At 71.8% G+C, this 17977-nt stretch carries 14 protein-coding genes and 3 pseudogenes (1 of these 17 only partly in view); 10 read left to right on the top strand and 7 right to left on the bottom strand.

Annotated elements, in window-relative coordinates; all coding sequences use genetic code 11:
* Nucleotides 1-87 precede the first annotated feature (87 nt).
* Entirely contained in the window at nucleotides 88-1857 is a 1770-nt protein-coding gene (locus MOV08_RS03380) for a hypothetical protein (protein WP_275306143.1), read from the top strand.
* 46 nt (nucleotides 1858-1903) lie between these two features.
* Nucleotides 1904-2149 (top strand): annotated as a pseudogene (locus MOV08_RS03375) (phosphohydrolase); the annotation flags it as partial.
* Between the two features lie 76 nt (nucleotides 2150-2225).
* On the opposite strand, the gene MOV08_RS03370 reads toward MOV08_RS03375, so the two are convergent.
* Nucleotides 2226-2804, bottom strand: coding sequence for an LppU/SCO3897 family protein (locus tag MOV08_RS03370; RefSeq protein WP_275306141.1), 579 nt, complete (start codon nucleotides 2802-2804; stop codon nucleotides 2226-2228).
* A 151-nt stretch (nucleotides 2805-2955) separates the two neighbouring features.
* On the opposite strand from MOV08_RS03370, the pseudogene MOV08_RS03365 reads away from it, so the two are divergent.
* The 3 genes and pseudogenes from MOV08_RS03365 to MOV08_RS03355 form a co-directional block, all read left to right on the top strand.
* Nucleotides 2956-3231 (top strand): annotated as a pseudogene (locus tag MOV08_RS03365) (MerR family DNA-binding protein); the annotation flags it as partial.
* Nucleotides 3228-3590, top strand: coding sequence for a thioredoxin family protein (locus MOV08_RS03360; RefSeq protein WP_275306139.1), 363 nt, complete (start codon nucleotides 3228-3230; stop codon nucleotides 3588-3590). The pseudogene MOV08_RS03365 and the gene MOV08_RS03360, both read left to right, overlap by 4 nt.
* Before the next feature lie 290 nt (nucleotides 3591-3880).
* Nucleotides 3881-4261, top strand: coding sequence for a peptidase inhibitor family I36 protein (locus MOV08_RS03355; RefSeq protein ID WP_039629389.1), 381 nt, complete (start codon nucleotides 3881-3883; stop codon nucleotides 4259-4261).
* A gap of 263 nt (nucleotides 4262-4524) precedes the next feature.
* On the opposite strand, the pseudogene MOV08_RS03350 reads toward MOV08_RS03355, so the two are convergent.
* Together MOV08_RS03350 and MOV08_RS03345 are read right to left on the bottom strand one after the other, a co-directional pair.
* Nucleotides 4525-5289: pseudogene (locus MOV08_RS03350) on the bottom strand (TerD family protein); the annotation flags it as partial.
* 121 nt (nucleotides 5290-5410) lie between these two features.
* The gene (locus MOV08_RS03345; protein ID WP_275311686.1) at nucleotides 5411-6061 is read right to left on the bottom strand and encodes a thiopeptide-type bacteriocin biosynthesis protein; all 651 of its coding nucleotides are present in this window, start codon (nucleotides 6059-6061) and stop codon (nucleotides 5411-5413) included.
* A 118-nt stretch (nucleotides 6062-6179) separates the two neighbouring features.
* Between MOV08_RS03345 and lspA the strand changes: the two genes are divergently transcribed.
* The 3 genes from lspA to MOV08_RS03330 all read left to right on the top strand — a co-directional run bounded on the left by lspA (nucleotide 6180) and on the right by MOV08_RS03330 (nucleotide 8274).
* Nucleotides 6180-6782: a signal peptidase II gene (gene lspA / locus MOV08_RS03340; protein ID WP_052287335.1), complete on the top strand. Its 603-nt coding sequence runs from the start codon at nucleotides 6180-6182 to the stop codon at nucleotides 6780-6782.
* 212 nt (nucleotides 6783-6994) lie between these two features.
* Complete coding sequence (locus MOV08_RS03335; protein ID WP_275306137.1) at nucleotides 6995-7861, top strand: dienelactone hydrolase family protein; 867 nt, start codon at nucleotides 6995-6997, stop codon at nucleotides 7859-7861.
* Between the two features lie 116 nt (nucleotides 7862-7977).
* Nucleotides 7978-8274: a hypothetical protein gene (locus tag MOV08_RS03330; RefSeq protein ID WP_275306135.1), complete on the top strand. Its 297-nt coding sequence runs from the start codon at nucleotides 7978-7980 to the stop codon at nucleotides 8272-8274.
* Here the strand turns inward: MOV08_RS03330 and MOV08_RS03325 are convergent.
* The 4 genes from MOV08_RS03325 to MOV08_RS03310 form a co-directional block, all read right to left on the bottom strand.
* Nucleotides 8262-8528 (bottom strand): DUF6207 family protein, encoded by a 267-nt coding sequence (locus MOV08_RS03325; protein ID WP_229922323.1) that lies wholly within the window; start codon nucleotides 8526-8528, stop codon nucleotides 8262-8264. The genes MOV08_RS03330 and MOV08_RS03325 overlap by 13 nt on opposite strands.
* 51 nt (nucleotides 8529-8579) lie before the next feature.
* Nucleotides 8580-9317: a 4'-phosphopantetheinyl transferase family protein gene (locus MOV08_RS03320; RefSeq protein WP_275306134.1), complete on the bottom strand. Its 738-nt coding sequence runs from the start codon at nucleotides 9315-9317 to the stop codon at nucleotides 8580-8582.
* 84 nt (nucleotides 9318-9401) lie between these two features.
* Nucleotides 9402-11219 (bottom strand): ABC transporter ATP-binding protein, encoded by a 1818-nt coding sequence (locus MOV08_RS03315; RefSeq protein ID WP_275306133.1) that lies wholly within the window; start codon nucleotides 11217-11219, stop codon nucleotides 9402-9404.
* A complete protein-coding gene (locus MOV08_RS03310; protein WP_275306132.1) occupies nucleotides 11197-12951 on the bottom strand; it encodes an ABC transporter ATP-binding protein in 1755 nt (584 codons plus the stop codon). The genes MOV08_RS03315 and MOV08_RS03310 overlap by 23 nt, the downstream gene beginning before the upstream one ends.
* 297 nt (nucleotides 12952-13248) lie before the next feature.
* On the opposite strand from MOV08_RS03310, the gene MOV08_RS03305 reads away from it, so the two are divergent.
* Nucleotides 13249-14283, top strand: a complete 1035-nt coding sequence (locus tag MOV08_RS03305; protein WP_039629376.1) for a GDP-mannose 4,6-dehydratase — start codon at nucleotides 13249-13251, stop codon at nucleotides 14281-14283.
* Nucleotides 14284-14464: 181 nt separating this feature from the next.
* Nucleotides 14465-17977, top strand: partial view of a type I polyketide synthase gene (locus tag MOV08_RS03300; RefSeq protein WP_275306130.1) — the start only. It continues 25041 nt past the right edge of the window; the window shows 3513 of its 28554 coding nt (coding positions 1-3513); its start codon is at nucleotides 14465-14467; the stop codon falls past the right edge of the window.

Here is a 17977-nt window from a genome sequence, read left to right as displayed (position 1 = left end):
GACATGGAGGCGTCGCGCGCGCCGCGGTCCGGCAAATATCCGACAGCCGATCCGTCGTCCGGGCCATCGCATGAGTAGGGTGCATCCATGCAGACCAGCGGGGAGGAGCAGCGCGGCCACGTGCTGTTGATCGCGGGGGCCAGGGCCACGCACCGACGCACCGTCCAGGTGATACCCAGCGCCAATTTGGCCGCGCTGACCGCCGTTCCCGTGTCCGCGCTGCTCGGCAGCACCCTGCCGGCCGACCTCGTCCACCTCGACGGTGCGCGTGACCAGAACACCATGCTCATCAGGTTGCGCACGGCCGCCGCGGCCTCCGGTCCCCTGCTCGTCTATCTCGCCGGCCAGTTGACCGTGGACCGCAAGCACCACCGGCTCCACCTCGCCTCCGCTGGTTCGACCGCCGCCACCACGCGCTACACGGCGCTGCCCTGGGAATGGGTGAGGAACGAGCTGCGCCAGCGGAGCGGCCCCACGACCGTGCTGGTCGACATGGCCGCCGACAAGGGCGCCTGGGCAGTTCTCCACGAAGTCGGCGGCCTGCCGGAAGTGAACGCCGAGGTGTACGGGGTCATCACACCGCCCGGCCTCTCCGGTACGGCCGACGGCATCAGCGTCTACACCCAGCATCTGATCGATGTGCTGCGCACCCAGCCCGACCGGCCGGCGGACGCCCGGCTGCACGCGCTGGCCGTGGCCGCCGCGGCGATACCGCCCGGCACCCTCGTCCTGCCGAACACGCCGCAACCCGCTCCCTCTTATCCGCACCACACCGCAGAAACCCAGCCAAAAGCACCGATCAAGCGTCTGCTGTCCGGAGACCGCGCCTTCCTGCCCGCGCTCCGCCGCCGAGAGCCCGAGCCGTCGCCCGGCCCGGCCGACCCGGAGCCCTTCCCGCCGTTCCCGCCGGCCGTGACGTACGGGGCGCCCCCGTTCGTCGGCGACCATCCTCAACCCCACGCGCAACAGCCCGCCGCGCCGGGCCCGTTCCCCGTACAGGCGTCCCAGCCGGCCCCGCTCCCCGATCCTGGTGCACCCCCCACTCCGGACCAGGGACAGATGTTTCCAGAGCCCTCGGTGCCTCCGGCGTCTCTCGCGTCTCCGGCGTTCCCCCAATACCAGCCCACTCCTGAAGCGCACCAGGCCCCTGCGGGACAGCCGACCCCACTGCCGCAACCCGCACTTCCGCACCAGCCGGCTCCCACGCCGCCGGCGTCGACGCCAACTCCCGTGCCGGCCCCGGAACAGGCGCCGTCGCAAGCCCCGGCCCCGGCCCAGGACGCGGACCGGGACCCTGCCTCAGCCTCGGCCTCAATCCCCACCCTCACTCCTACGCCCACTCCTACGCACGCTCCCGCTCCCACCTCGCCCCCGACCCCTGTCGTCCCGCAGGCGCCGGCTCCTCCCGTCCCGGCAGCCAACGAGCCGGACCCCAAGCCGCTCATCTGGCAGGCGGCGCAGGCCGGTCGGCACGACCAGGCCGCGGAGATGGCGGCCTCGTGGGAGCAGCAGGCATTGCAGCGCTATGGGTATGACTCGCCGCAGGCCACGCAATGGGCTGAAATCCGGGCCGATCTCGCCCGAATCGCCGGTCGTTGGCCACTCGCCACACAGCTGTGGGTGGCCGCTGCGCGCACCCGGCTGGCCCATCAGTCGCCGGACTCCGCCGAAGTCCTCAACGCGGCCCGCGGGGCGCACCATTGCTGGAACCAGATCACCGACATCGGCCAGGCGATCGAGAACGGTCCCGAGCTGATCAATCTGCTGCGTCAGCTGCCCGCGCTCGATCCCCGCCATGTGTCCACGGCGCAGAGCCGTCTCCAGTATCTGCACCAGCAACCCACCGAGCGCGATTGACCCGCCCCGCCGATACACGAAGTGCCCCTTGTCGCCGAACAAGGCCGTCTTCGCCGAACACGTCTTCGGCGGGATACCCGTGCTGTGCCTGGGAACAGAGCGGTACATGCACTACGACGACCCGCAGTTGTGGGACGAAGTCGGGCTCAGCTAGGCGCAGTTCAGTTGGCTGGCGGAGCGACTGGCGTACTGGACGCGGCTGCTGGGGCTTCCGGGGCGCCATCGGGACGTCGTCGTGTTCTGCGGGCACACGCACGGGGACTTGAGGCTGTCCGACTGGTACGTGCGTCGGGACGCCGGTCGGCGTGCCGACATGCGCGAGGCCGCCACTCGCGGCGTGGCGAGTGGCGGCCGGGGAGCAGGTCGGATCAGACCTTGGTGAAGCACATCGTGTAGTCGGCCATGCGCCTGCCGGTCACGCTGATGCTGTAGTCGTAGGACGAGCGGTCGCACTGCTTGTCGGCGCCGATGAGCCGTTCGCCCATCTTGTACTGCGCGCTGGGGGACGTGCAGTCGACGATCGTCGGCAGCGGTTCGCCGTTCGGATGGTCGACCTTGACGCAGTCGCCGACGTGCGGATCGTGTGTCTTGGCCTCCGCGTTCCGCTCGGCCCGCGCGGCCTCCTTCTTGGCCTTGCCGCCGTTGGGGTTGGTGTTGTAGTCCCAGACGTACCAGGCACCGCCGCCGAAGACCGCCAGGATGATCACGGCGGTGATCAGGCCGCGCATCGGACTCCGCTGGGGCTGCCGTTGCTGGCCGGGCGCGGGCTGCTGGTGCGGCGGACCGTAGGGCTGTTGGGGAGCCCCGGCGTAGGGCTGCTGGGGCGGACCGCCGTAGGGCTGTTGCGGTTGTCCGTACGGCTGTTGCGGGGGCCCGGCATACGGCTGTTGCGGCTGCCCGTACGGCTGCTGCGGAGGGTGGTTCTGATACGGCGGCGGTGCGGACATGGTGCGAATCCCCCGGGAACGACGGTAGAAGCGGAGGTCAGCGGCTGCTGACCGGTGAAGCAGGCTACCTGTTGGGCGGCCCATCCTCTGCCCGCACCCCTCTCCTGCCTCTTCTCGCCCCTCTCCTCGTCCCTCTTTTCCTCCCGCTTCCGAAGAGGACCTGTGCCTGGTGACCCAGATCCGCGCCCTTCAGGAGTTCGGGTTCGGGCTCGACGAGACCCGGCCGTTCGTGGAGTGCCTGCAGGCCGGGTACCCGAGCGGGGACTCCTGTCCCGCCTCGCTCGACGGGTACCGCCAGAAGATCGCCGAACTCGACACGTTGATCGGCCAGTTGCAGTCGGTGCGCGACCAGGTGAACACGCAGTTGGTACGGGCCGAGGCGGAGCTGCCAGGTGGGCCCGAACCGCGGTGCGAGATGAGGGGATGACGATGAGCGGGACGACGGCGCCGCACGGAGCGGCGGAAATATCGGAGATCACGGACGACACGTTCGCGGCCGAGGTGCTGACGGAGGGGCTTCCGGTACTGGTGGAGTTCACCGCCGACTGGTGTCCGCCGTGCCGGCAGCTGGCCCCGGTGCTGGCCGCGATCGCCGACGAGGAACGTGGCCGGCTCAAGGTCGTCCAACTCGACGTGGACCGCAACCCGCGGACGATGATCGCCTACGGGGTGCGGTCGGCGCCCACGCTCATTGTGTTCCGTGGTGGGGAGCCGGTGCAGTCGATGGTGGGCGCACGGTCCAAGCGGCGGCTGCTCCAGGAGCTCGCGCCGGTGCTGGAGGCGTAGTCGCCCAGCCAGGCCCAGCAGGACCCCGCAGGCCGCCGACAGCAGCACCGGGCGGTGGCGTCACCGTGCGGTGGCGTCGCCGTGTCGGTGGGTGTGCGGGAGCGCATGGCGGCGTGAGCGCCGGAGCACGCCCGGTACGCACGCCGCCATGCCTCCAACGCCAGGCGTCGAGTTCGGGAAACCGCCCCATGGCGTCCCTGGCGCCGACTGATACTGGCGGCGGTTCGATGACTGGCCGCTGGCATCGCCGGCGGCAGTGGCCTTCCCCGTCTACACCGAGGAGCATTGCCATGCGTCGTATGCGCTCGTTCGCCGTCGCTTCGGCCGCCCTGGCGGTCGTGTTCGGTCTCGCGCCCACCGCAACCGCCGCCTCCGCGGCGCCCGCCCACCGGGCGTCCTATCGCTGCACCCCCGGCTACTTCTGCATCTACAGCAACTGGAACGGCGGGGGGACCCGTTGCCAGTGGTCGCAGCGGAGCAAGGCGAACACCGCTGATGACTGTTCCTTCATCCGACGGGGCCAGAAGGTCCGTTCCCTGTGGAACGGCACCGGTCACCGGGTGCAGTACTACACCCAGACCAACTACCACGGCCGTGTCGGCTCGACCCCGGCCCGTGCGGGCGGCAACCTCCAGGGCAGCTACCAGATCCGTTCCTTCAAGCCGCAGTAGGGGAGTGGAAGGGGGAGAGGAAGAGGGAGAGGAATTGTTGTCTGGCCGTCAGTGGTCCGTTCGCGGCATTGACGCGTCAACCTGAACGAGCGCTGTGGGGCACCACTGTCGGTGCCCCACAGCGCACTTCGATGTCTGCCGTCGTGCGAATACTTCGCACGGAGTCGGGTTCGAAGTCGAGGGCGAGGAAAGCGAGGGGACTAGATTCAAGGAAGGAGGAGAAGGAAGTCCCGTCATGGCCTCGCCGTGGCCAACGATCACAGTCAGGCGGGGATCAGGTCGCGGAGATTTCCCGGGGTGATGACCCGGGAATCCGGGTGCAGCCCCTCGGGGCGTTCCAGGCCGAGGTAGGTGACCGGTTCGTCGGGGAGCGACCCGCCCTCCCACCGCGTGACGGTCGTGGCGGAGTCCGCCATCAGGTCGGCGAGGTAGCGAACGGTGAGGTGGTCGCGGGCGACGATGCCGCGCAGCAGGGTGGCGACGGACACCCGGTTCCCCTCGACCTGGTTGGAGGTCGGTGTGCCCGTCAGGTAGAGGTGCAGCCACTTGGCGCGCCATCGGCCGTCGGTGCCGCGTTGGAACGCCAGCGGCAGCGCGACCCGGCCCGGGCCGCGGAGTTCCGACTTCATGCGCACGGTGCGGGGTTCGAACGGGCGGCCCCGCTGTTCGGCGTCGCGCAGCATGAAGCCGAAGAACGACTCCTCGACCTCGTCGAAGCCCTCGCCGGAGAAGACGTTGACCTGCGGGACGATGAACGTGCCGGGGACGGCGTCCAGGCGCAGGTTGATGAACTCCGAGGCGCCGTCGGGTGCGTCGGTGATGTCGCCGGAGTGCTCGCCGCCGACGCCGGTGAGGGCGGTGTAGGAAAGCCAGGAGTGGGTGGAGTAGTCGGCGTTGAGCATCAGTGCCGACAGGTCGAAGTCCGTGGTGCGGGAGGTCTGCTTCCAGTAGACGAAGAAGCGGAGCAGTTCGCCCTCGACGGGGGATGTCGAGCCGCGCGGGAGGACGCCCAGGCCGGAGGTGGTCGCCAGCATCTCGGCGTAGGTGTGCCGGTGCGCGGTGACGCATGCGGATTTCGGCGACGAGGCCGGGCCGCTTCCCGCGGCCGAACCGGGCGGCCGGGGGTAGGCCAGGCGGGCGCGGTCCCGGTCAGCGGCTCTGCCTCCTGCGGTCGGTGTGTGCCTGGGCCGCGCCACGGGCCACGGCGCGGGCCAGGCGTTCGGACTCCGCGTCGATGCCGATCAGCCGGTTGTGATGCATGTGGAGCAGCGCGTGCAGCACCCGGTCCGGGTGGCTCCAGGAGCGTTCGCCCAGCTCGCGCAGGAGATGCCGGTAGGCGGACACCTGCCGTGCGCGGCGGGCCCAGGCGGTGCGCAGCACATGCCCGCCGGCGGCCGGACCCGGATCGCCGCGGTACGGATCGACCACGGACAGGACGTGGCGCCGTCGCTCGCGGAAGGCCCGGTACGCCCCGTCGTCCCTGGGCACGGACCGCAGCAGCCAGTCCGCACCGGCGCGCTCCTCGCGGCCCGGTGCGGGCGCCGCCGCGCCGTCGGCGTGGAAGGCGCGCGCGAGGTCCGCGAAGCCCGCGGCGGCCAACAGCGGCGGTTCGACGGCCTCCTGCCGTGCGTGGCCGCGGCGCAGATGCTCCAGCACGGTGACGCTGTCGGCGTGGAAGACCCGCTCCGCGGCCGCGATCGCCTCCGGACCGCCGTACCGCTCCCACTCCGGGTCGTAGCCGTCGCAGACGACCCGCCCCAGCAGGCCGCCTTCGCGCAGCCGACCGGTGGTGTCGTGCAGCCACGGTGGTGAACCGCCTGGTCAGCCACCATTCGTCGCCCATGACTACGCCCTGACGCCCCCGCCGAGTTCGCCCTGATTAAGGTGGGCTGCCCAACCGACTTCGAGGTGAGTGAACTTGACGCATTCGGGGCGCACGACAGACGCGGAAGCCGCAGACCCGGGAGATTCCGGAGGCGGCGGAGAGCAGGCGGAGCCGGCACGCGGCAGACGGCGTGTCCTCCTGCTGTTGGCGGTGGCGGGCTGCGCTTACCTGATCGACCTGTGCAGCAAACTGGCAGTGGTGGAGAAGTTGGAGTACCGCGATCCCGTCCCGGTGCTCGGCGCCTGGCTGGAGCTGCGGGTGACGCGCAACTCCGGCGCGGCGTTCGGCATGGGCGGCGCGATGACCATCCTGTTCACCGTGATCGCGGTGGCCGTCGTCGTGGCGATCGTCCGCCTGGCGCGCAAGCTCTACAGCGTCCCGTGGGCGATCGCGCTGGGCCTCCTGCTCGGTGGTGCGCTCGGGAATCTGACGGACCGCCTCTTCCGGTCCCCCGGGGGCCTGCAGGGCGCGGTCGTCGACTTCATCGCCGTCCGCGGCTTCAGCGTGATGAACCTCGCCGACTGGGCGATCGTCTGCGGTGGCGTCCTCATCGTGTTCTGTTCCTTCCGGGGCTGGGAACTGGGCGACACCGGCCGCAAGGCGGACGACGCGACGGCCGGGGCCGCTCCCTCGTGAGGCGGAGCCGTACCGACGGGGGTGGGTGGTCGGGCGGGTCGGTGGGGGCAGGGCACTACGCCCACGGCAAAGACCGGTGACCGCACGGGTGACCGGTGGGTAATGTCGCGTGGCAGCGCACCGGATGAGGGCGAGGCGAGGCGTCCTGGCCCGGCAGGCACATCCGACCCGACCGGTCCCCGACCGGACATCAATCGCAACGGTGGTAATCGATGGCAGACCATGACCTGACCGGGTTCGACCGCGACCACTTCACCCACGACGGCGTCACGCGCCGGATCCTCCGACGTGGCACGGGGCCCGCGGTGGTGGTGCTGGCGGAGGTCCCCGGCATCACGCCGAAGGTGCTGGAGTTCGCGGAGCGTGTCGCCGCCATCGGCTGCACCGCGGTGCTCCCGGTGCTGTTCGGCACCCCCGGTCGCGATGCCGACCCCCACCACGTCGGGTGGCTGAAGTCCACGCTGTACACCGCCTCGACGGCCCGGAAGGTCTGCGTGAGCCGGGAGTTCACACTGCTCGCCACCGGGAAGTCCTCTGCGGTGGTGACCTGGCTGCGGGCCCTGGCCGCGCAGGAGCACGAGCGTTGCGGCGGGCCCGGCGTCGGGGCCGTCGGCATGTGCCTGACCGGTGGCTTCGCCCTGGCCATGGCCGTCGACGACCGGCTGATCGCCCCCGTGCTGTCCCAGCCCTCGCTGCCCCTGGCCCTGACCAGGAGCCGGGCCGGGGGCATCGACATCTCGCCCGAGGACCTCGCCACCGTCCGGGGCCGCTGCGAGCGCGAGGGCCTTTCGGTGATGGGCCTGCGATTCCAGGGCGACCGCCTGGTGCCGGGCGACCGGTTCGCGTTCCTGCGCCGCGAACTGGGCGACGCGTTCACCGCCGTGGAACTGCCCGATTCCGCCGCCAACCCGCGGTCCGCGACGGCGCCGCACTCCGTGCTGACCGAGCACCTCGTCGACGAACCCGGCCAGCCGACCCGCGAGGCCCTGGACGACGTGCTGGACCTCTTCCGCACGCGCCTGCTGCGGGAGTCGCGCGATGCGGACGAGACGGTGCCGTCCGCACAGACCGGGAAGTGACCGAAACGGGCCCCGACACGCCACCGACGCGCGGGGCCCCGACCCCAGGAGATGTGGAGCGGGGAAGCGGGAGGGGGTAGTGCGAGGGCGCGGGGGTGAGCGGGTACGGCCGGCTCGTGGATGACGATCCGGTTGCGATGCGGGTCGTCGCCGAGTCCGCGGCCGGATGTCCTCGTTGGCCGGATATGGGGTCTTCCGTCTTTGAGCCGGAGAGTGCCGGCACGCCGCGGTTGCGCGGCGCGTACTGGGTGGATCAGCAGCGGGTCAGAGCGGATCGCTGTTGCTCGTGGTGTGTGCCGCGGGAAGTGCCGACGGTGCCGTGCGTGAATCGAGGCGTGGTCGCCGTCGCGATCGCGGTGGTGTCGGTGCTGCTCGTGCTGACCGTGGTGGTGGCGACGGCCTACTTGCCGTGAGCCCGGTCCTTGCGCCGCGACCTGGGCAGCGGATGCACCTCTTCGGTCGACGCCAAGGGGCGGTGGCGCAGGTCAAGATAGGCGCGGACGGAGACGCCGGGCTGCCCCGGCGTCTGCCAGGGCGCGGAGGGGCCGCTGGAACGCCACAGGCGGCCCAACTCGGCCGCGGCAAGGGTGGCGGTGGCTTCGTCGGCTGCGGTGACGTCGATGACGACCATGCCGGGTTCGCTGACATGTTCCTCGTGGATATGCACAGTTCTGTATGACCTATTTCGCCCCGTGGCGTAAGGAGTAGCCGGCAGGTTTCATCCGAAGGTGGGGCGCGGGAGCGGCGAGTTGACCGTGAGGTGCGTGCGGTGTTCCCGGTCGCGCCGGGGGGTGGGGGCCGGCAGGTGGACCGCCGTGGTCAGCAGGGCGGGGGTGGTGTGCCAGCGACCGGGGAAGACCGTGACCCGGCGGCCGCCCAGCAGGGGGCCCGGGACCAGGAGGCGGGCGGTGAAGGTGCCCTGTGTCGGGTCGATGACGATCTCGGCCTCGGAGAAGTCCAGTTCGCGTTGGGTCAGCGGATACCACGCCTTGAAGACGCTCTCCTTGGCGCTGAAGAGCAGCCGGTCCCAGTGGACGTCCGGACGATGGGCCGCCAGGGCCACGAGGTGCGGCCGTTCCGAGGGCAGGGCGATGGCCTTCAGGACGCCGGCCGGCAGCGGACCGTTCGGTTCGGCGTCGATGCTCACCGCCGCCGACAGCTCCTCGGGGGAGACGGCGGCGGCGCGGTAGCCGGCGCAGTGCGTCATGCTGCCGACGATGCCGGGCGGCCACTGCGGGGCGCCGCGCCGATTGGGCAGTATGGCCCGGTCCGGGTGGCCGAGCCGACGCAGGGCCCGGCGGGCGAGATGGCGGACGGTGGCGAACTCGCGCTGCCGGGACTCCACGGCCCGGGCGATGACCTCGCGTTCCGAGGAGAGCAGCCGGTCGCCGGGGCGCGGCCGGTCGTCGTACGCCGCCTCGGTGGCGACCGTGGCGGGCAGGATCAGTTCGATCACCGCATACCTCCGGCGAACGGTAAGAACAGGGGGTTGTTTCGGGGCACGGTTCCGTCCTTGACGGGGCGTTGCGGGGCGGCCGGGTCAGCCGGCCGCGGCGCCCGCGGTGGGGGTGTGGGTGCGGGCTGCGTGCAGCCGGGCGTACAGGCCCTGCGCGCGCAGGAGTTGATCGTGGGTGCCCTGCTCGACGATGCGGCCGGCGTCCATCACGACGATCAGGTCCGCGTCGCGGATCGTGGACAGGCGGTGCGCGATCACGAAGCTGGTCCGGCCCGCCCGCAGGGAGTGCATGGCGCGTTGGATCAGGACCTCGGTCCGGGTGTCCACGGAGCTGGTGGCCTCGTCCAGGACGAGGACGGCCGGTTTGGCGAGGAAGGCCCGGGCCACGGTCAGCAGTTGCCTCTCGCCGGCGCTGACGGTGCCCGACTCGTCGTCCAGCACGGTGTCGTAGCCCTGCGGCAGGGTGCGGATGAAGCGGTCGGCGCAGGTCGCGCGGGCCGCCTCCTCGACGTCCGCGCGGCAGGCCCCGGGTGCGCCGTACGCGATGTTCTCCGCGATGGTGCCGCCGAACAGCCAGGTGTCCTGGAGCACCAGCCCGAAGCGGGACCGCAGGTCGTCGCGGGTCATCGTCGCGGTGTCGGTGCCGTCCAGGAGGATGCGGCCGGAGTCCGGTTCGTAGAAGCGCATCAGGAGGTTGCCGAGGGTGGTCTTGCCGGCGCCGGTCGGGCCGACGATCGCCACGGTGCTGCCCGGTTCCACGGTGAGCGAGAGGTTCTCGATGAGAGGCGTGTCGGGGGAGTAGCGGAAGGACACGTCGGCGAACTCGACGCGGCCCTCGGCACGGGCGGGCGTGCCGGGCCGGTGCGGGTCCGGGGCCTGCTCGGGGGCGTCGAGCAGGGTGAAGACGCGCTGGGCGGAGGCGATGCCGGACTGGAGCCGGCCGGCCACCGAGGCGATCTCCACGATCGGCTGGCTGAACTGGCGGGCGTAGAGGATGAACGCCTGCACGTCGCCGAGGGTCAGGGAGCCGTTGACGACCTTCCCGGCGCCGATGACGGCCACCAGCACATAGCCGAGGTTGGCGACGAACATCATGACCGGTTCCATGGCACCGGAGGCGAACTGCGCCTTGGCCGCGGCCCGGTACACCGCGTCGTTGCAGGCGTCGAAGCGCTCCTCGACCGCCGCGCGCCGGTCGAAGCCCTTGATCAGCGCATGACCGGTGCACACCTCCTCCACATGGGCGTTGAGGGTGCCGTTCGCGGACCACTGCGCGGCGTAGTGGGGCTGCGCGCGCTTGCTGATCCGGGCCGCGATCAACGCCGAGACCGGCACGCTCAACAGCATCACCGCGGCCAGCGACGGCGAGATCACCAGCATCAGCACCAGCATCGCCAGCAGCGAGAAGATCGAGGTGATCAGCTCGGCGAGGGTCTGCTGGAGGGTCTGTTGGAGGTTGTCGATGTCGTTGGTGGTGCGGCTGAGCAGCTCACCGGCCGGCTGCCGGTCGAAGTGGCGCAGCGGCAGCCGGGTCAGCTTCTCCCGGGCGTCGCGGCGCAGTTCGTGGATGGTGCGCCACACCGCGGACGCCACCAGCCGGCCCTGCGCCAGCATGAACAGCGACGCCACGACGTAGAGCGCCAGCAGGACCAGCAGCAGCCGGCCGATCGCGCCGAAGTCGATCCCGGGCGCCGGGCCCGGGCCGCCGCCGAGCACACCGCCGGCGATCAGATCGGTGACCCGGCCCAGCAGCAGTGGGCCGAACGCGTTGAGCACGATGCCGCCGACGCCCATCAACACGGCGAGCGCCACGGCGCGGCGGTGCGGACGCAGCAGGCCGACGAGCCGACGTGCCGGCCGGGGCGCGGTCCGCTCCTCCTCAGGGTCGTCCGGCGAGGCCATGGGCGGCTTCCTCCTCGGTGAGCTGCGAGAGCGCGATCTCGCGGTAGGTCGGGCTGGTGCGCAGCAGCACGTCGTGGGTGCCCTGGGCGACCACGCGCCCGCGGTCCAGGACCACGATCCGGTCCGCGTCGCGGCTGGCGGAGATCCGCTGCGCCACGGTGATCACCGTGGCGCCCGCGGTGTACGGCACCAGCGCGGACCGCAGCGCCGCATCGGTGGCCTGGTCGAGCGCCGAGAAACAGTCGTCGAAGAGATAGATATCCGGCCGGCGCAGCAAGGCCCGGGCGAGGGACAGGCGTTGGCGCTGGCCGCCGGAGACATTGCCGCCGCCCTGGGTGACCTCCGCGTCGAGGCCGCCCGGCATCCGCGCCACGAAGTCGGCCGCCTGGGCGACCCGCAGCGCCTCCCACAGCTCCTCGTCGGTGGCGTCCGGCCGCCCGAAGCGCAGATTGCTCGCCACGGTGCCGGAGAACAGGTACGGCCGCTGCGGCACGAACCCGACGGCGGCGGCGAGCGTGGCCGCGGTCAGCGCGCGGACGTCGGTGCCGCCGACCCGGACCGCGCCCTCGGTGGCATCGGCCAGCCGCAGCACCAGGTTCAACAGGGTCGTCTTGCCGCTGCCGGTGCTGCCGAGCACGGCGATCCGCTCGCCCGGCTCGACGGTCAGGTCGATGTCCCGCAGCACGGGCTCCTCGGCGCCCGGGTAGCGGTACCCGGCCGCGCACAGTTCGACCCGGCCGGCGGGTCCCCGTACCGGCTGAGGCACGGCCGGCGGCGCCACGCTCGACCCGGTGTCCAGGACCTCCGCGATCCGGCCGGCACAGACCCGGGCCCGCGGCACCGACAGGAACACGAAGGCGAGCATCACGACGGACATCAGGATGAGCGAGAGATAGCTCAGGAAGGCGCTGAGCGAGCCGATCGGCATCCGGCCCGCGTCGATCCGGTGGGAGCCGGTCCACAGCAGGGCGACGGTGAAACCGTTCATCAGCAGCAGCACGACCGGCAACATCGTCGCGATCAGCCGACCCACCCGCTGCGACACCACGAGGAACGCGTCGTTGGTCTGCGCGAACCGCGCGCGCTCGTGGTCGTCGCGTACGAAGGACCGGACCACCCGCACCCCGGTGATCGCCTCGCGCAGCAGCCGCCCCAGCCGGTCCAGGGTCAGCTGCATCCGCGCGTACAGGGCGCCCATCCGGGCCAGCAGCAGGCCGAAGCAGACCGCCACCACCAGCACCAGCGCCACCAGGAGCAGGGCCAGCGGAACGTCCTGGCGCAGCGCCAGCAGCACGCTGCCCAGGCACATCAGCGGCGCGCAGACGACGATGCCGAAGCCGGACTGGGCGAGGTTCTGCACCTGCTGCACGTCGTTCACCGACCGGGTCAGCAGGGAGGGGGTGCCGAACCGGCCGATCTCGCGGGCGGAGAAGTCCAGGATGCGGCGGAAGATCGCGGACCGCAGATCGCGGCCCATCGCCGTCGCGGTCCGGGCGGCCAGCGCCGCCGCACCCAGCGCGGCGGCGATCTGCACCAGCGCCACCACGCCCATCACCGCACCCAGCTCGGTGATGCGCCCGCCGTCGCCGCGCACCACCCCCTGGTCGATGAGTGCGGCGCCCAGCGTCGGCAGCAGCAACGTGCCCAGGATCTGGACGAGTTGGAGGGCGACGAGAGCGGCGGTGGCCCAGGCATAGGGGCGCAGCTGTGCCCGCAGAAGTCTCAACAGCACGGAGGAACACCCCGGTTGACGGCGGCGTGCGGCCGCGCGGTGGACGGAGTCGGCCGGCCCGCCGACCCGGTCATTGCACCGCAGTCCGCTCCGAAATTTCACTAGTGTTGGGGGTGGCAACGGACTTTTGACGGCCGGGTACTCGTGAATTCCCTAGAAAGCCCGGGATGCGTTGACAGCGTCTTCCGCGGCTTGCGAGCGTGCGGGTGTCTAACGTCCGGACTGCGTATTCGACGCCAGGTCGTGGCCGAGCTCAAGCGTTTGGACGGTCTCTTTCGTGTTCGAGAAGGGTTTGCCATGTCCAAACGAGCGCTGATCACCGGAATCACCGGCCAGGACGGCTCCTATCTCGCGGAGCACCTGCTGTCCCAGGGCTACCAGGTGTGGGGCCTGATCCGCGGCCAGGCCAATCCCCGCAAGTCCCGCGTCAGCCGCCTCGTCTCCGAACTCAACTTCATCGACGGGGACCTGATGGACCAGGGCAGCCTGGTCTCCGCCGTCGACACCGTGCAGCCCGACGAGGTCTACAACCTCGGCGCCATCTCGTTCGTGCCGATGTCCTGGCAGCAGGCCGAGCTGGTCACCGAGGTCAACGGCATGGGCGTGCTGCGCATGCTGGAGGCCATCCGCATGGTCAGCGGACTGTCCACCTCCCGCACGGTCAGCCCGCGCGGCCAGATCCGCTTCTACCAGGCGTCCAGCTCGGAGATGTTCGGCAAGGCCGCCGAGACGCCCCAGCGCGAGACCACCCTCTTCCACCCGCGCAGCCCCTATGGCGCGGCCAAGGCGTACGGGCACTACATCACCCGCAACTACCGCGAGTCCTTCGGCATGTACGCGGTCTCCGGCATGCTCTTCAACCACGAATCCCCGCGCCGCGGTCAGGAATTCGTCACCCGCAAGATCAGCCTGGCGGTCGCCCGCATCAAGCACGGCCTCCAGGACAAGCTGGCGCTCGGCAACCTCGACGCGGTGCGCGACTGGGGCTACGCCGGCGACTACGTCCGCGCCATGCACCTGATGCTCCAGCAGGACGCCGGCGACGACTACGTCATCGGCACCGGGCAGATGCACTCGGTGCGCGACGCGGTCCGGATCGCGTTCGAACACGTCGGCCTGGACTGGGAGGACCACGTCGTCATCGACCCCGACCTGGTGCGGCCCGCCGAGGTCGAGGTGCTGTGCGCCGACAGCGCCAAGGCCCAGGACCGCCTCGGCTGGAAGCCGGACGTCGACCTCCCCGCCCTCATGCGCATGATGGTCGATTCCGACCTGGCGCAGGTTTCCCGGGAAAACCAATACGGCGACGTGCTGCTCGCCGCCAACTGGTAACGGTTCTCAAGCTTTCGAAAACTAGTGAATTCCTGCCGGAATTCCGACGACACTCGCCACATGGATTCCCCCGGTGAGTGGCGAATCCAGGTGGCGAATCCGAACGTACCGCCGAAACGGCGTGGAGAAGTCGGACGCCATTCACGTGCGGCCGTCGGCTGTCGAGATGGGTTGAGTTGAGATGGACAACGAACAAAAACTCCGGGATTACCTCAAGCTTGCGACGGCCGACCTTCGACGCACCCGGCGGCGCGTCCACGAGCTGGAGTCGGCGGCCCAGGAACCGGTGGCCATCATCGGCATGACCTGTCGCTACCCCGGAGGCGTCCGCAGCCCCGAAGACCTCTGGCGCATGGTCGAGGCCGGCGAGCACGGCGTCACCCCGTTCCCCACCGACCGCGGTTGGGACCTGGAGGCGCTGGCCGCCGCGCCGACCGCCTCCGGCGGATTCCTGCACGACGCACCCGACTTCGACGCGGACTTCTTCGGCATCTCGCCGCGCGAGGCGGTCGCCATGGACCCGCAACAGCGCGTCGTCCTGGAATCCGCCTGGGAGGCGTTCGAACGCGCCGGCATCGACCCGACGTCCGTGAAGGGCAGCCGCACCGGAGTCTTCATCGGCGCGATGGCCCAGGACTACCGGGTCGGCCCCGCCGACGGCGCCGAGGGCTTCCAACTCACCGGCAACACCGGCAGCGTGCTGTCCGGCCGCATCTCCTACACCTTCGGCACGGTCGGCCCCGCCGTCACCGTCGACACCGCCTGCTCCTCCTCCCTGGTCGCCGTCCACCTCGCCACCCAGGCGCTGCGGGCCGGCGAGTGCACCCTCGCCCTCGCCGGCGGCGTCACCATCATGTCCGGCCCCGGCACCTTCATCGAGATGGGCCGCCAGGGCGGGCTCTCCGCCGACGGCCGCTGCCGCTCCTTCGGCGACACCGCCGACGGCACCGGCTGGGCCGAAGGCGTCGGCATCCTCGTCCTGGAACGGCTCTCCGACGCCGTCCGCAACGGCCACGAGATCCTCGCCGTCGTCCGCGGCACCGCCGTCAACCAGGACGGCGCGTCCAACGGCCTGACCGCCCCCAACGGCCCCTCCCAGCAGCAGGTCATCCAGCAGGCCCTGGTCAACGCCCGACTCGCCGCCGGGGACATCGACGTCGTCGAGGCGCACGGCACCGGCACCACCCTCGGCGACCCCGTCGAGGCCCAGGCCCTGCTCGCCACCTACGGGCAGAACCGCCCGCAGGACCGGCCGCTGCTGCTCGGCTCGGTCAAGTCCAACCTCAGCCACACCCAGGCCGCCGCCGGCGTCGCCGGCGTGATCAAGATGGTCATGGCGATGCGGCACGGCACCCTGCCGCGCACCCTGCACGCCGAGGAGCCCACCCACCACGTCGACTGGTCGCAGGGCGCCGTGCGGCTGCTGACCGACACCACCGACTGGCCCGCCACCGGGGCACCGCGCCGCGCCGCCGTCTCCTCCTTCGGCATCAGCGGCACCAACGCCCACACCATCATCGAGCAGGCCCCCGAACCGCAGCCCGAGGACGCCGCGACCGCGCAGGCCGACGACGCCGCCGGCAGCACGCCGGCCACCGCCCCCGTGGTGCCCGGCGTCGTACCGGTCCTGCTCTCCGGCCGCACCCCGGACGCCCTGCGCGGCCAGGCCGCGGCCCTGCGCGCCGCCCTCGACACCGGCCGGCGGCCCGACCTGCTCGACCTCGCACACTCCCTCGCCACCACCCGCGCCGGGTTCGAGCACCGCGCCGTCCTCCTCGCCACCGACCACCCCGCCCTGGCCGACGGCCTCACCGCCCTCGCCGACGCCGCCGACCCGGCCGCCGCCCCCGCCTGGATCACCGACACCACCCGGGCCGAGACCCGGCTCGCCGTCCTCTTCACCGGCCAGGGCGCCCAACGCCTCGGCGCGGGACGGGAACTCGCCGCCCGCTTCCCGGCGTTCGCCACCGCCCTCGACGCGGCGCTCGACGCCTTCACCCCGCACCTCGACCGCCCCCTGCGCGAGGTCCTGTGGGGCACCGACGCCGCCCTGCTCGACCGCACCGCATACGCCCAGCCGGCCCTCTTCGCCGTCGAAGTGGCGCTCTACCGGCTGATCGAATCGTTCGGCGTCCGCCCCGACCACCTCGCCGGCCACTCCGTCGGCGAGATCGTCGCCGCGCACCTCGCCGGCGTCCTCTCCCTGGCCGACGCCGCCACCCTCGTCGCCGCCCGCGGTCGCCTGATGCAGGCGCTGCCCGACGGCGGCGCGATGATCGCCGTCCAGGCATCGGAAGCCGACGTCGCCCCGCTGCTCGCCGGGCACGAGGACCAGGTCGCGATCGCCGCCGTCAACGGCCCCTCCGCCGTCGTCCTCTCCGGCGCCGAAGCCACCGTCACCGCGCTCGCCGAACAGCTCGCCGCCGACGGCCGCAAGACCCGCCGGCTGCGCGTCTCGCACGCCTTCCACTCGCCGCTCATGGAGCCGATGCTCGACGCCTTCCGCGCCGTCGTCGAGGGCCTCACGCTCCAGCCGCCGCTGCTGCCGGTCGTCTCCAACCTGACCGGCAAGCCCGCCACCGTCGCCCAACTCACCTCCGCCGACTACTGGGTCGACCACGTCCGGCACGCCGTCCGCTTCGCCGACGGCATCGACTGGCTCGCCCGGCACGACACCACCGCCTTCCTCGAACTCGGCCCCGACGGCGTGCTGTCCGCCATGGCCCAGGACTGCCTGGACGCCGCCGACGCAGGTGCCGTCACCCTCCCCGCCCTGCGCGCCGGGCGCCCCGAGGAGCACACCCTCACCACCGCCCTCGCCGGCCTGCACGTCCACGGCACCACCGTGGACTGGACCGGCTGGTTCGCCGGCACCGGCGCCCGCCGCGCCGACCTGCCGACCTACGCCTTCCAGCGCCGCCGCTACTGGCCCAAGGCCCTCCAGAGCGGCACCGCCGACCTGCGCTCGGTCGGCCTCGGCGCCGCCCACCACCCGCTGCTCTCCGCCGCCGTCTCCCTCGCCGACGCCGGCGGCACCCTGCTCACCGGCCGCCTCTCCCGGCAGACCCACCCCTGGCTCGCCGACCACACCGTCCGCGGCACCACCCTGCTGCCCGGTACCGCCTTCCTCGAACTCGCCGTCCGCGCCGGCGACGAGGTCGGCTGCGACCGCGTCGAGGAACTCACCCTCGCCGCACCGCTCCTGCTGCCCGAACAGGGCGGCGTCCAGGTCCAGTTGTGGATCGGCAACCCCGACGCGTCCGGTCGCCGCACCGTCAACGTGCACGCCCGCCCCGACACCGGCGACGACACCCCCTGGACCGCCCACGCCACCGGCGTCCTCACCACCGCCGACGCCTCCCCCCAGCTCTCGGCCTCGATCGAGCAGGGCGGCACCTCCCTCGACGCGGCCCAGTGGCCCCCGGCCGGCGCCGAACCGCTGCCGCTGGACGGCCACTACGACCGCCTCGCCGACGGCGGTTTCGGCTACGGCCCGGTCTTCCAGGGCCTGCGCGCCGCCTGGCGCAGCGGCGACGCCGTCTACGCCGAGGTCGAGCTGCCCGAGGCCGGCCGGTCCGACGCCGAGGCGTTCGGCCTCCACCCCGCCCTGCTCGACGCCGCCCTGCACGCCGCGCCCTTCACCGGCCTCGGCGAACGCGGCCGCGGCGGCCTGCCGTTCTCCTGGGAGGGCGTC

The organism is Streptomyces yunnanensis (assembly GCF_029011865.1).
Lineage (GTDB): Bacteria > Actinomycetota > Actinomycetes > Streptomycetales > Streptomycetaceae > Streptomyces > Streptomyces yunnanensis.
Note: the sequence above shows the minus strand (reverse complement) of the source record. Positions and strands in the feature narration are given on the sequence as shown.

Coding starts and splice junctions, on each gene's coding strand:
- MOV08_RS03380 (WP_275306143.1), top strand. CDS start 88: ATGCAGACCAGCGGGGAGGAGCAGCGCGGCCACGTGCTGTTGATCGCG.
- MOV08_RS03370 (WP_275306141.1), bottom strand. CDS start 2,804: ATGTCCGCACCGCCGCCGTATCAGAACCACCCTCCGCAGCAGCCGTAC.
- MOV08_RS03360 (WP_275306139.1), top strand. CDS start 3,228: ATGACGATGAGCGGGACGACGGCGCCGCACGGAGCGGCGGAAATATCG.
- MOV08_RS03355 (WP_039629389.1), top strand. CDS start 3,881: ATGCGTCGTATGCGCTCGTTCGCCGTCGCTTCGGCCGCCCTGGCGGTC.
- MOV08_RS03335 (WP_275306137.1), top strand. CDS start 6,995: ATGGCAGACCATGACCTGACCGGGTTCGACCGCGACCACTTCACCCAC.
- MOV08_RS03315 (WP_275306133.1), bottom strand. CDS start 11,219: ATGGCCTCGCCGGACGACCCTGAGGAGGAGCGGACCGCGCCCCGGCCG.
- MOV08_RS03305 (WP_039629376.1), top strand. CDS start 13,249: ATGTCCAAACGAGCGCTGATCACCGGAATCACCGGCCAGGACGGCTCC.